Origin of the sequence: Cronobacter turicensis (genome assembly GCF_041222865.1) — a bacterium.
Taxonomy (GTDB): domain Bacteria; phylum Pseudomonadota; class Gammaproteobacteria; order Enterobacterales; family Enterobacteriaceae; genus Cronobacter; species Cronobacter turicensis.
In genome coordinates this window covers 572193-584774 of record NZ_CP165997.1, presented here as the reverse complement: position 1 = coordinate 584774, position 12582 = coordinate 572193, and the positions used below count along the sequence as shown (strand labels likewise).

The 12582-nt window shown below is 52.0% G+C and carries 13 protein-coding genes; 1 reads left to right on the top strand and 12 read right to left on the bottom strand.

What is annotated here, in order from left to right; genetic code table 11:
* Positions 1 to 328 precede the first annotated feature (328 nt).
* Positions 329 to 856 carry an inorganic diphosphatase gene (ppa, locus tag AB8W27_RS02810; protein WP_007678689.1) on the top strand — a complete coding sequence of 176 codons (528 nt, stop codon included), beginning with the start codon at positions 329 to 331 and terminating at the stop codon, positions 854 to 856.
* 51 nt (positions 857 to 907) lie between these two features.
* On the opposite strand, the gene AB8W27_RS02805 is transcribed toward ppa, so the two are convergent.
* From AB8W27_RS02805 to AB8W27_RS02750, 12 genes are all read right to left on the bottom strand, one after another.
* On the bottom strand, positions 908 to 2503 hold the full coding sequence (locus AB8W27_RS02805; RefSeq protein ID WP_041923947.1) for a methyl-accepting chemotaxis protein: 1596 nt from the start codon (positions 2501 to 2503) through the stop codon (positions 908 to 910).
* A gap of 165 nt (positions 2504 to 2668) precedes the next feature.
* Complete coding sequence (locus AB8W27_RS02800; RefSeq protein ID WP_015742555.1) at positions 2669 to 4072, bottom strand: PglL family O-oligosaccharyltransferase; 1404 nt, start codon at positions 4070 to 4072, stop codon at positions 2669 to 2671.
* Positions 4073 to 4363: 291 nt separating this feature from the next.
* Positions 4364 to 5146 carry a hypothetical protein gene (locus tag AB8W27_RS02795; protein WP_282913970.1) on the bottom strand — a complete coding sequence of 261 codons (783 nt, stop codon included), beginning with the start codon at positions 5144 to 5146 and terminating at the stop codon, positions 4364 to 4366.
* Positions 5147 to 5157: 11 nt separating this feature from the next.
* Positions 5158 to 5688: a fimbrial protein gene (locus tag AB8W27_RS02790; protein ID WP_015742558.1), complete on the bottom strand. Its 531-nt coding sequence runs from the start codon at positions 5686 to 5688 to the stop codon at positions 5158 to 5160.
* A gap of 9 nt (positions 5689 to 5697) precedes the next feature.
* Positions 5698 to 6180, bottom strand: coding sequence for a fimbrial protein (locus AB8W27_RS02785; protein WP_041923948.1), 483 nt, complete (start codon positions 6178 to 6180; stop codon positions 5698 to 5700).
* Positions 6177 to 6683, bottom strand: coding sequence for a fimbrial protein (locus tag AB8W27_RS02780; protein WP_049787162.1), 507 nt, complete (start codon positions 6681 to 6683; stop codon positions 6177 to 6179). Before AB8W27_RS02780 ends, AB8W27_RS02785 begins: the two co-directional genes overlap by 4 nt.
* A gap of 9 nt (positions 6684 to 6692) precedes the next feature.
* Entirely contained in the window at positions 6693 to 7271 is a 579-nt protein-coding gene (locus AB8W27_RS02775; protein ID WP_041923949.1) for a fimbrial protein, read from the bottom strand.
* Positions 7272 to 7299: 28 nt separating this feature from the next.
* Positions 7300 to 8055, bottom strand: a complete 756-nt coding sequence (locus AB8W27_RS02770) for a fimbria/pilus periplasmic chaperone (RefSeq protein ID WP_015742562.1) — start codon at positions 8053 to 8055, stop codon at positions 7300 to 7302.
* A gap of 40 nt (positions 8056 to 8095) precedes the next feature.
* A complete protein-coding gene (locus tag AB8W27_RS02765) occupies positions 8096 to 10603 on the bottom strand; it encodes an outer membrane usher protein (protein WP_015742563.1) in 2508 nt (835 codons plus the stop codon).
* Between the two features lie 60 nt (positions 10604 to 10663).
* On the bottom strand, positions 10664 to 11224 hold the full coding sequence (locus AB8W27_RS02760) for a fimbrial protein (protein ID WP_237656595.1): 561 nt from the start codon (positions 11222 to 11224) through the stop codon (positions 10664 to 10666).
* 70 nt (positions 11225 to 11294) lie between these two features.
* On the bottom strand, positions 11295 to 11828 hold the full coding sequence (locus AB8W27_RS02755) for a fimbrial protein (RefSeq protein WP_041923951.1): 534 nt from the start codon (positions 11826 to 11828) through the stop codon (positions 11295 to 11297).
* Between the two features lie 418 nt (positions 11829 to 12246).
* Positions 12247 to 12582 carry a gamma-glutamylcyclotransferase gene (locus AB8W27_RS02750; RefSeq protein ID WP_007764339.1) on the bottom strand — a complete coding sequence of 112 codons (336 nt, stop codon included), beginning with the start codon at positions 12580 to 12582 and terminating at the stop codon, positions 12247 to 12249.

The following is a 12582-nucleotide window of genomic DNA, read 5'->3' as shown; positions in this document are numbered from 1 at the left end:
CTGAATGCGTTACATCACAATTCAAAAAAGTAACGAAAAAGTTAAAAATCAGAAGACACGGGATTCCACGCCAGCCGTTATACGGCGCGGCAAGCGCCAGTACGGCCCTGGGCAAAAATTTTTAGCGTAAAAACGCCCGGAAATAACACTTTGTAAACGTTTTCAGTAATTTATTGAGGATGCAGCTGGCTTTATGGATTAACGTGTCATGGGAAAACGCTGAAAGCAGCAGCAGGCGCGCAGGCGAAAGAAAAGAGTCCACGACATTCCAGTGCAGTTGGCTATAATACCTGGCACTTGTTTGCCATACATTTTTAAGGAAACAGACATGAGCTTACTGAACGTACCTGCGGGCAAAGATCTGCCGGAAGACATCTACGTTGTTATTGAAATTCCGGCTAACGCTGATCCTATTAAATATGAAGTGGACAAAGAGAGCGGCGCGCTGTTCGTTGACCGTTTTATGTCCACCGCGATGTTCTATCCGTGCAACTACGGCTACATCAACCACACCCTGTCTCTGGACGGCGACCCGGTTGACGTGCTGGTCCCGACGCCGTACCCGCTGCAGCCTGGCTCCGTGATCCGCTGCCGTCCGGTTGGCGTGCTGAAAATGACCGACGAGTCTGGCGAAGACGCCAAACTGGTTGCGGTACCGCACACCAAACTCTCTAAAGAATACGATCACATCAAAGACGTGAATGATCTGCCGGAACTGCTGAAAGCGCAGATCACGCACTTCTTTGAACACTACAAAGATCTGGAAAAAGGCAAGTGGGTTAAAGTGGAAGGCTGGGAAAACGCCGAAGCTGCTAAAGAAGAGATCCGCGCCTCTTTCGAACGCGCGAAGAAGTAATTCGCCGCGAATGAAAAAACACCGCCCGAAGGCGGTGTTTTTTTATGGGCGTTACGCCAGCGCTTCATCCCGGTGCGCCGCCAGACGGAAGACGCTGACGGAATCCAGCAGCTTCTCGGCCTGATACTGCATCGACTGGGCCGCCGCGGCGGATTCCTGCGACAGCGCGGCGTTCTGCTGCGTCGAGGCGTCCATCTGCGTCACGGCGATATTCACCTGATCGATACCGGTGCTCTGCTCGCGGTTCGCCATCGAAATGGTTTCCACCAGCTCGCTCACGCGCTGCACGCTTTTCAGGATATCTTCCATCGCGCTGCCCGCGCCTTTCACCAGACTATTGCCTTCGTCGATACGGCTGACGGAGCGGTCAATCAGGTTACGGATATCCTGCGCCGCGGAGCTGGAGCGCTGCGCCAGCGCGCGCACTTCCGCCGCCACCACCGCAAAGCCGCGCCCTTCCGCGCCTGCGCGCGCCGCTTCGACCGCCGCGTTGAGCGCCAGGATGTTGGTCTGGAAGGCGATGCCATCGATAACGCTGATGATATTGCTGATTTCGGTCGAGAACTGGTGGATTTCGCTCATGGTCTGCACCACGCGCTCGACCACCTGACCGCCCTGCCCGGCTACCTGACACGCGTCGCGCGCGATATCGCTCGCAAAGCGGGAGTTTTCGGCGTTGTTTTTCACAACCGACGTTAGTTCTTCCATCGACGCCGCGGTTTCTTCCAGCGCGCTCGCCTGCGCTTCGTTGCGTGCCGAGAGCTCACGGCTGCCGGTAGCGATTTGCGTCGACGCGGTAGCGATGGTTTCGGTGCCGTTGCGCACGCCCGCCACGATGCGGGTGAGGTTGACGTTCATCTCCTGAAGCGCGCTCATCAGCTCAGCGGTTTCATCGCGACCGCTGATGGTAATCGCCGTCTGCAAATCGCCGGCGGCGACGTTACGCGCGATGGTCACGGCCTGCGCCAGCGGACGCGTAATACTGCGCACCAGCCAGAAGGTGATCATAATGCTCGCGATAAGCGTCAGCGCCATTGTGATAAGCAGCATGGTGCGAGTCTGCTCATACTGCGACAGGTTGCGCGCTTCGGTCTGACGGGTCAGCGCATCCGCCTGCTTCAGCGTTTTCGCCACCACCTCGTCGATCATCCGGGTCGGCTCGCGGTCGATGCCGCTCACCAGCTTATCGACGCGCTGGGCGCTCGTCGGGTCGGCAATGTTGTATTGCGCAATCGCCGCCAGATAGCTTTTTTCCAGCCCTTCGTGCAGCGCAATGGTCTGGCGGACTTCATCCACGTTCATACCAAGCTGCGGCAGAAGCGTGGTCAGGCGATTCAGCAGCGCCTGGGTTTTATCACTCTGATCGACAAACGCGGCTTTGTATTTATCAAACGCCGCCTGCCCCTGCGTGCCGCGCAGCAGGGTGTTTTTCCACTCCTGTACCTGGATTTTGAACTGCACCTGCGCGTTACGCGCGGTGTCGATGCTCTCTGCTATCACCTTTTCCGTGGCCATAATGTTGTTATTTTGCTCAAGCCCGTCGGCGTTGATAGTCAGGCCGCGAATGCCGATAAAGAGCACCGCGATAAGCAGTAACGCCGCCAGCAGACCGAGTCGTTGCCCGATTGTCAGGTGGTTTAATTTCATACGTTGTTTCCCATGGTGTAGGCGCGCCTGAAAGGAGGCGCTTCGGATCTATCGGCCTGCGAAATACGAGCTTTATGGGGGGCGAACGCGTGGAAATAGTAGCAGCAGTTAAGTACTTAATTAGTCACACTAAAACTTTTATGACAGTTTTATGACACTGCAGAGTCATGGCAGATTATTCGCCTGAGCAACCGGAAACAGGCGAGCGTACTGCGCACGCAGGCGGGCTGTCGCGAGCGCATCGCCCCTGTGCTGCGTAATCACTATCATGCTTTGCCAGATGTTTTTATCGTTATGGCGCAACGAGTAACGCGCAGCCCAGGCCATGAACGTGTTGAGATCGGCCTCGTTATGGGTGCGGTTGTAGTCAATCAGAAGCGCCACGTTTTGGTCGAACGTGGCGCGCTCGCCCTGAAACGCGAAATACCATGGCGCAGGGCGCGGAAAATTCGCCAGATGGCCGCGCTCAAGGAGGGTGAGCTGATAACCGGCGTACAGCGCGGTCAGGCTAAAAGCCAGCAGCGCAGCAGCAACACTGCCCGCCGCGAGCCGCAGCCCGGGACCTGCACGCACCGTCTGGTTCAGCGGATTATCAATAACGCCCAGGCGCAACAGCAGAATAAACAGCCCGAAATGCACGAACGACTGATAGAACGGATATTCCAGATTGAGGTGTACCAGCAGCGGAATAATCAGCAGCGCGTAGCCCGTCTGCATCCGACCCTGCCGCCAGGCGGTAATGACGATTTTCACCCAACCCGCAAACAGTAAAAGCATTCCTGCCAGCGCCACCACACCGCCCTGGAACCAGGCATAAAGCAGTTCGTTATGTGGGTGAGTCACGATGCTGGAATAGGTATAGCCATATTCCGGGTGCGCCAGCACAAAACGGCTAAAAGCATATTCAAACGTGCCGTAGCCCCAGCCGAGCCACGGTTTTTCCATGATCATCTGCCAGGTAATGGCCAGGATTTTCCAGCGGGCATGTGTTGAACTGGCATAGTCGCGCGCCATGGAGTACGGCACGCCGTTGACCAGCACCGTCGTATGCTGCGTGATGTACCAGGCGGTTGCCGCGCTCATCGTCATCAGTATTAATGCCGCCGCAATGCGCGCCGGGTGCTGACGCCACAACAGCGCGGCGAGGCACAGGACAATCAATATCGCGCCGATTTCGCCAGCGCGGGACTGATTCAGCACCAGCACAAACGTCAGCAGGCCCAGCCCGGCGATACACAGCAGCGCGTTTCTACGCAGGCGTTGCTGGAGCAGCAGCAAAAAGCCGCAGCCGATGCCGGATGCGAGAAAACTCGCTAACAGATTGACCTGCTGGAAGATGCCATAAGGCCGCCCCTGATTGCGCAGCCAGTCATATTCATAGAGCCGCATGGCGAGATGCGGCATGAAGGTTTGAATCAGTCCAATGACCGCCTGCGCCAGCGCGAGAATAAACACCACCAGTAGTACCTGACGTTTTTGCAGCCAGGTAACGTAAAGGTGTGTTAAACCACACCAGAAAAGCAGCCCGATAAGGAAGGCAATACTTACTTTATCTTCCGGCGAGCGCAAAGCTGCCGCGAATAACAGGACACTCACACCCAGAATAATGAACTTGCAGTGTGGTTTATTGATTGTCACTTTTGAACCACAGCGATTGTGAAAATCACGGCGCCAGCCCAAACGAGCACTACTACATTGTAAGGCAGTAATAGTCCCGCTCCACCAGAGTTTGGGAGATATACTATGGTAGCGAACACAAGAAGCACCAGGAAAACATTCTTAATGTAATTTAGATTCACTACAGGGTTGCCCATTAATAATGGAAAAGGGAAAGGCAAACCTTTCCCAAACAAAAATAAATTAATAAGGCATCATGACTAATACACTACTACCGGTATGATAACCCTCTTTGGTTACGCCAGTCAGATAATCTTTTACATGTAAGGAAGAATCACCTTCTGGCAAATCAACTTTCGTGTTTAGCGGAACATCATTTACTGAAATTTCCGACTTACCATCGTCAAGATAGATATATTTATCATTAGAAATGATATTAAAAGTTACCGCCATCTGAGTAGTGCATTGCACCCCCATTTGAGCAGACGCTGAACTTCCTTCAGCTTCTTTTAATGAAATAGTACCATGATCCAATAACAGTTCGGGTGTCGTTATTTTGCACCATTGATCCGCTGGAGGAACGGTTAAGCATCCACCTGGTGTTTTTATATAGGCCCAAGGAACCTGGTTAGCCATAGCAATTGTTGAATAGGCATATGCCACACACTCCATAAATGGAATATTTGGTCCCTCATGGACTACTCGAGCATGAGTTGGGCTTCCAAGTTGTTTGTATAAGGCAATACCAAGCTCGCTGAGGGATTGTCTCCCATTCGTTTGAAGAAAACCGTTAGAAACAAAAGTATCATTCTTTGATGGGCTATTATCTGCATGACGATGACCAAAAATTATATATCCTCCTGATGGAGGAATCTCATCGACAGAAGGACCAATGTCTATAAGCTTCTCAGTAACATCATAATTCGCTCCCGAACTAACATACGTCGACTGAATCGAGGTAATAATAGGGTATTGTGAGGCTAATGCCGCGTTTATAAAAAAAAGTAATACAAACAGTTTTTTCATTTTATCTATCCTTATTGATAAGTTAATAAAAAAGTACTTATCACGGCAAAGTCTCCGGCTATCAGGCTTTTGCTGGTAATCGCCGTTGGCTGGGCTTGCACGAAGGCATTAAATGTTAATGAGTTAGTGCCGCGAGTCAGTTGGCTGTAAGGGCTTGCTTTGTTAATAGCAAGCGGTGTGCCATCCGGCAGTTCGATTCCAATTGCAACACCTTTTGCTGTACTTGAAGCGTCTAGCGCAAGCATCGTTGTTAATTCTGTGTCTGTTTCGCCCCGGAAAGTCACGCTGACAGAACTCATTAATGTCGGATCACAATCTTCTAAATGGATTGAAAATGACTGGCTTTTTGTCCGCTGATATTGATAAAGATATTTTTCAATGACCGTACCGAAATCCAGAGAGATATCAGTATCCTTATCAGGCAAAGTGCAAGGCTCCGCCACGAGAGCGCCGGAGAAATGCACATTGTCTTCCGCAGCAACAGCGCTCGTTACCATGGTAATGCTCAGCAATACCCCTGGCAGAAAGTTAATAATTTTCATACTTTCCTCTTAGAGATAATCCGTACGCAGGGTCATCGTTGCCTCAAATGCACCTTCTGTCAGAGTAATAGCCTGGTCCTGAACTGGTACGGCTTCTATCTTCGGCGGAGAAGACGGATTGGCTATAGCGACACGCTGGGCAAAGGTCACTGGTACGCCCTCGACCAGAATGCGTATACCCAGGCCGGTTTTATTGGTGCTTATCGCTGAATTGTCAAAAGATGCAGGTGCAGTAGTATCTATAACAATCGCCAGGTTATTCGCCGTATAGCCGGCTTCACAATTCACGGTATAGTTCACCGGCTGCTTGTAGTTATTACCGTCAATTTTATTCACACCCAAATCGTTTCCGAATGCCACTTCAATCGTTTTGCCCTCGCTAATGGTGCAGGGCGGTGCTATCAACGTACCATGGAAGGACATATTTTCCGCGCTGAAGGCGCTTAGCGGCAATAATGCCGACAGGCTCAAAAGCACTATTAAATTTTTCACTGGTAATCCACCGTCATGGTTGCGCCTGCTGTAAAGCCACCCGTTGGCAAACGCGCACCGGGTTTACCCTGCAGAACGGCTACCAGGTTTGGCTTGCTGGTTGTAGTTGCCAGCGTCAGATCCGTATTCAGCGGAAAATCAGTACCGTCTGCTTTTAACTTTATTGCCAGTTCCGGAATGCTGGTTTGCAACAAGTCCGCATTAAAATCTGCGCCCGTACCACTGATACGCATTTTTAATGTCTTTGCTGTATCCGCATTACTGCAATCAAGCATGTAATTAATCGTTTTTTCGACGGTTCCGGCCATGACATCGGTAGTAATAACGCTGTCACCAAAATCAACGTCGATGTTCTGGTTATTGTTAATCTCGCAAGGCGATGCATTGATAGTCACCGATACGGTCACCATTACTGTATTTTGCTGATCTTCAGCCAACGCATTGCCTGCGAACACTAACGCCAGGGGAAATAAACTTGTCGCCAGCCATAGCTGAGATTTCATGGCGTGCTCCTACTCATAAATCATGCTGAAGTTAATCACCGAGTGATACGTGCCTGGCGTAAAAACTGCGCCATTCCGCTCGGCTGCCAGGGTAAAAGTGACCTGGTTTTGGCCGGGGCTCAGCAGGATGGCATCGCCGGTACGGCTCAGCACTACGGATTTGCCGTGGCTGTCGCGCAGGCGCAGGCCAATACCGGACGCCCCGGTGACTTTGATCAGCTCCGGATTAAACGTATCCGCAACCCCTGTAAAGCGCGCTTTATAAGACGGCTGTAAGGTACTGGCCGTGGTAGTCATAGGGGTAATATTGGTGCTCCAGCTCACCATTTCGGGGCAGTCGCGCAGGTAGATTTTCACGGTTACCGGACGAGTCGCTTTGCCCACCAGATTAAAATCCCCTCGCGACGCCGTGCCGAGATCGACCTCCTGCCAGGCGGAGTCCATATCCATTCGGCAGGTATTGTCCTGAAGCACGCCGTGCACATACAACGCGCCGGTATCCACTTGTGATTCTTCATCCGCCGCCGCGCCGCCCGAAAGCGCCAGCAACAGACTCAGCGCTAAAAGCTTATTTGTATTTCTGTTCATTGTTTGCGTCTCCCTCGCCCCGGTTTGCTTATTTGTCTTTCAGCAATTTCGCCGTGCAGCTCGCGCCGCCACAGGTGAACTGAATTTTTGGGCGTCCGCCGTAGTCGTTTACATACGTTAGAACCGGGGTATTGCCCAATGCAGCGGCGCTGGCGTCAATCGCCGCACTGCCTTTCGGAGCGATCATGATGGGCTGAAAACCCACCGGTTTGCCTTTAGGGCTCGCCGCGCCCTCAACGATCGTCAGGAAATACGGCGTTGGGTTATTCACCAAATATTTATCGCCCTGGCGCGCCAGCGTGACTTTCTCTACCCAGTCGCCGTTCGCCGCCTCAGTTTTATCCAGTGCTATCGCCGCCGGACGGTAAAACAGCTTAATACGGGTCTGCAGGGCAATTTGCAGCGTGTTCGGCTTAGTGCTGCGGGGTGGAATTTCACGCAGGTTGAAGTAGAACAGGCTTTCTTTGTCCTGCGGCAGTGACGCTACCGCCGCAGAAGCCTGCACTTTCACCTGGCTTTTCGCGCCCGCTTCCACGCGCTGCACTGGCGGCAGCACATTCAGCGGTGAGGTGACCTTGTTACCCTGCGCGTCTTCAATCCACGCCTGGGCCAGATACGGCAGATTTTTATTTTCGTTGCTGATAGACAGACTGATCGATTTTTCGCCGCCGTTATAAACTACACGGGTGCGATCAAGCGCAATAGCTGCAAAAGCCTGTTGGGTTGCCATGACGCCAGCGAGCGCAAGGGCAGCGGCGAAAACAGTTTTGTTGATGGTTAACATAATAAATGACCTGTTAAGTTAATCGGTTTACCGCCGCGCCTTAATGGCACGGCAACAGCAGATTTTGGTTCTCGCTCGTCCCTTGCAGGTGTTCTGGCAGCGTGACCACACACTGTGTCGCACCATTCCAGTTGACCTGTAATTTATGGCCCGCTTTAAGGCCGCTCAGGTATGCCTGGCCTTCATCATTGACGATGCCGACTTCCTGTTTTTCGGCGTTAAGCACCGTAGCGCCGAACGGCGGGAAGGTGCCGTCTGCAAGGCGAATGATCGCCATCGCCTTGATGCCTGAAATCACATTAAATTTGCGATAACCAATCGCCCCTTCGGTCAGGGTGGCCTGCACCACCGATGCGGACGCTTCGGCATTTTCAGGCAAGTTGTTGATATCGATGTTCAGGCTGTTTTTGCTGTAGTCGCTGACTTCAGTCACCACAGCCTTACCAAAATGGTTAGTTTTGGTCGTGCCGGCATAACCCTGAACCGGAACATCCGCTGCGTCGCCGGTATCCAGCAGCACGCGCGTCCCGCCCATGACGTTCGCGCGATGTAACGCAGCGCCTTTCGCTGTGGCCGTCATCCCACCGCGCAGCGATACCCCGGCAGAGCTGTACTGCCCGTGCTGGTAATCCACGTTGCCGGTCACCTCTGCCAAATCGCCCGGATGATCGTAATAACCACTCAGATTACCGCCGTCATCGCTACCGCCTGCGGCGATACGGTAGTTATCGCCATTGCCGAGCCGATTGAAGTAGCTCAGGTTATGGGTACTGGTATCACCGCTAAAGGATGAATTCAGTCCCAGCGAACCGGTATCGCCCATCGGCACGGACATAGAGACATACATGCCATCGTCATTTTCGCCGTTAAATTTGTTGCGATACGCGGTCAGCGAGGCGCTAATATTTTTCATCTTCCCGATATCGAAATAGCGCGACAGCGACAGGCTATAGCGATCTTCCGCCGGATTATTCCAGTAGGTCTGATGCGAATAGTTCAGGTAAGCGCTCAGCCCAACGCTTTCAAATTGCTGGCTGAAGGAGACGGTGTACATCTCTTTGTTCTGCATGAAATCGCCGTTATCTGCCTGATAGTTCAGATAATCGTTAAAGCTCATAAAGTCTTTTTCGGCGAAGCGATAACCTGCAAAGGTCACCTGGCTTCCGGTATCATCAAAGCGCTTCGAGTAGCTCACACGATAAGACTGTCCGTGCCGTTCTTCACCGTTATCCAGCTTCGCACTGGAGCGTGTGATGTCGAACGCCAGCGCCCCCAGCGCCATAAGATCGCGCCCTACACCCAGCGCTGTGGCCAGATAGTTGCGGCTTGCCACCAGGCCACCGTAGAGCGACCAGCCGTTGCTGACCCCCCAGGAAAATTCGCCTGAGCCGAAACCACTGCCTTCGCTATGGTGATCGTAGGTGCTTGGCCGACCGGCATACATCTTGTAACGCACGCTGCCAGGACGCGTCAGGTACGGGATCGAGGCCGTATTCACTTTATATTGCTGCACCGAACCGTCCTGCTCCTGCACGCGCACATCCAGCGCGCCGGAGACGGAGTTATTCAGGTCCTGAATCGCAAACGGGCCTGCGGCGACCTGGGTTTCATAAATCACGCGGCCCTGCTGCGAAATGGTCACCTTGGCGTTGGTTTTCGCCACGCCGGTCACTTCCGGTGCGTAACCCCGCAGGTTGGGCGGCAGCATATTGTCGTCCGACACCACACTGGCGCCTGCGAAGCGCACGCTGTCGAACAGATCGGAGTTCATGTAGTCTTCGCCGACCGTCAGCTTCGCACCCATCTTCGGCAACGCGCGGTACATCTGAAAGCGGCTCCATGTCCACTTTTTCTGACCACTGGTATCTGAGCGATCGTCATAATTTGCCTGCCAGTCGGCACGCAGACGCCACGGCCCCATGTTGGCGCCGACAGTACCGTTACCGGAAACCGTGTTTTCATCGCCGCCCTGACCGCCTTCGTTATGACGCGTCTGGGCGTTAACGTTGTAATCAGCAAGCAGGCCAGCGATACCGTCATCCCACATCGACGGCGGCACCCAGTCATCAGAGGTATATTCCAGATACGCCTGGGGTACGCTTATCATCAGCGTACTGTTGCCGAGATCCGGCGTGACCTCCACGCCTTGCAGCGCCGTGATATCCACACATTGGCCGTTATGCCAGCTTTTAAACTGCGGCAGATATTTCTCTTTAAAACCAAATTTTTGAATCTGGTCCTGCGTAAAGCAGACAATCGACTGGGTTTTATCATTCTCAGCGGCAAACACGCTGACCGGTTGTTCTTCCAGTTCGTTTTGATTAACTTTTATTTTGAAATCGTAATTGCCCGGCATAATATAGCCGCGCTTTGAAAACTGACTCAGATCGATATTCTTTTTGTCTTTCACGTCTAATACATCGGTATTAAACTGGATATCATCTGCCGCCATTGCGGGAGTCCGTAAACACGCGCAGATGCATAAAGCCAATGCTGACGGCACTATCAGTTTCGTTATAGTGGCTTGTTGATTATGTATTCTGGCCATATCTCTTTTGCCGGTTTACGGGCAATCTCTGTCAGAAAATAATTTAAAAAGAGGCAGTAATTAAAAATAATCAATGCGGTATTTAATGATCGACGAATAATCACCTGGCCGTAACGCCTCATGGTTTAATTTCAGGCGTAATTCGTAATCCAGTTTGATATCGTCATCAGAGATTTCGGTATAAGACAGTGGCTGCCCTGGGTGAATTTCTTCACCGTTTTTACTGGCAATCTCTAATGCCACGCCGCCCGCGTCGCCCGTTACCTGAAATAACCCGTCGTCGTCTGCGCCATCAAATGTCACCTGAAGAAACTGCCACGGCGCGCTATCTGCTTCACCATTATCAAAAGTGCAGTCGACCAGGTGAATGGAAAACGGTTTTGCAGTGCCTTCTCCGGCACGCTTGATTACGCTAATGGACATGTCCGGCATTTCGATGGATTGGTAACGACTTTCCATCGCGATATCGCAGGCTTTTGAAACGATGGAGCCTTGCATATTCACTCGGCCATTCAAACCGATATCAAATTCGGAAGCTGGCTTGGCGGACTGCGATGCGTGCACGGCCCATGCTGTAGTTCCGATGGCCAGCGCCATCGCATAACATGTGAATCTGGTCATGAGGTCCATCTCTGGAAGCAAAAATCATACGTCCGCATGCGCGGACGTATGCTGCCCTGTAACGCTAAACTTACTCGTAAGCCAGGGTAAAATCAGCCACTGCAGTGAAGTCGCCCGGGGTTACGGTTGCGGAAGCACCTTCGCCCTGCAGATAAGCGGAGAACAGCAGCGTGTTGTTACCGTTCTGCAGTTCATGCGCTTCAGACGCTTCACCCAGTTTGATCTGCTCACCGTCACCGTTAGTCAGGACAATGCTGGCACCTTTCGCCGTACCGGTGATGCCCAGAGCGCCATCAATTGCCCCTTCTGCGCCGGTAAACGTGGTTTTCACGGTTTTCAGCGTAGTGACGTCACAGTTTTCCAGCTTGATTTCAAAGTTGCGCGGTACGGAAGTGCCGGTGTTGCCGTTGGCTTTCAGTGCCACGTTTGAAATCTGGCCCATACTTACGGTCTGATCGATGCTGTCCGGGTTAATGGAGCACGGCGCATCAATGATAGAGCCGGTAAAAGTGACTTTCCCGTGACCCTGATCTTTCGCGTTAGCCATACCTGCTGCCAACATCAGACCCATAGCCGCTGCCAGAGAAACTTTGCTGAATTTCATGTTATTTCCTTGAGTAAAATTAAAGTCATTCCTTACAAACGTATTCCAGGGCGGGGCATATAAAATTCACCACACTAATATATGATGCGCTTTATATTTACCAGCCCTTGGATTGACGAGAATTTTATGTTCCCGATAAGAATGCATCAAGGGATATAAATTCTAAAAAAAGAACAGCAACACCATGAGGGATGCAAGGCTGTTAACCATATGAAATAATTAATAAAAATTCATTATCGGGATAACTGATGCGGGTTGATAAATATCATCTCCCATCAATTCAAAAGCGTCATTTTTTATAAAAAAATCAGTGTATAAATTTAAGAATAAAGCAATTAACCTCTATTAAAAAACATATTTAATTAAATTACAGATAATAAAAAACCACGCCGGAGCGTGGTTTCAGGGAAGAACGATTTTACCTGTCGAGCCAGTTACCGCTCTCGATGCGGGTAAGCCCTTCGGTAGAACGCTGGTACACATACATCCAGGCGCTGCCGTACGGCGTCTGGATAAGCTGGCGTTTATACTCGCCGCGCGCAGTGCGCAACGCGTCCAGCTCCGCAAGCGTCGTGGCGTCGATACGATACACCTCGCCGACTACCGAGCCCTCTCCTGGCACTGCCCCAGGGTAGTGCCCCAGGCTGAAGAGCTGGTAGTTTTCGATGTCGTAATCGCCCAGCCACTGGGCGTTCGTCATCCAGTGGCTGTTGCCTTGTTTGCGTCGTAAACTGCCGTAGACAAATATTCGCAT

What these genes read in the sequence shown, in the direction of transcription:
- AB8W27_RS02765 (WP_015742563.1), bottom strand. Translation starts at nt 10,603, where the DNA reads ATGGCCAGAATACATAATCAACAAGCCACTATAACGAAACTGATAGTG.
- AB8W27_RS02780 (WP_049787162.1), bottom strand. Translation starts at nt 6,683, where the DNA reads ATGAAATCTCAGCTATGGCTGGCGACAAGTTTATTTCCCCTGGCGTTA.
- AB8W27_RS02760 (WP_237656595.1), bottom strand. Translation starts at nt 11,224, where the DNA reads ATGACCAGATTCACATGTTATGCGATGGCGCTGGCCATCGGAACTACA.
- AB8W27_RS02795 (WP_282913970.1), bottom strand. Translation starts at nt 5,146, where the DNA reads ATGAAAAAACTGTTTGTATTACTTTTTTTTATAAACGCGGCATTAGCC.
- AB8W27_RS02750 (WP_007764339.1), bottom strand. Translation starts at nt 12,582, where the DNA reads ATGCGAATATTTGTCTACGGCAGTTTACGACGCAAACAAGGCAACAGC.
- AB8W27_RS02755 (WP_041923951.1), bottom strand. Translation starts at nt 11,828, where the DNA reads ATGAAATTCAGCAAAGTTTCTCTGGCAGCGGCTATGGGTCTGATGTTG.
- AB8W27_RS02790 (WP_015742558.1), bottom strand. Translation starts at nt 5,688, where the DNA reads ATGAAAATTATTAACTTTCTGCCAGGGGTATTGCTGAGCATTACCATG.
- AB8W27_RS02770 (WP_015742562.1), bottom strand. Translation starts at nt 8,055, where the DNA reads ATGTTAACCATCAACAAAACTGTTTTCGCCGCTGCCCTTGCGCTCGCT.
- AB8W27_RS02805 (WP_041923947.1), bottom strand. Translation starts at nt 2,503, where the DNA reads ATGAAATTAAACCACCTGACAATCGGGCAACGACTCGGTCTGCTGGCG.
- ppa (WP_007678689.1), top strand. Translation starts at nt 329, where the DNA reads ATGAGCTTACTGAACGTACCTGCGGGCAAAGATCTGCCGGAAGACATC.
- AB8W27_RS02775 (WP_041923949.1), bottom strand. Translation starts at nt 7,271, where the DNA reads ATGAACAGAAATACAAATAAGCTTTTAGCGCTGAGTCTGTTGCTGGCG.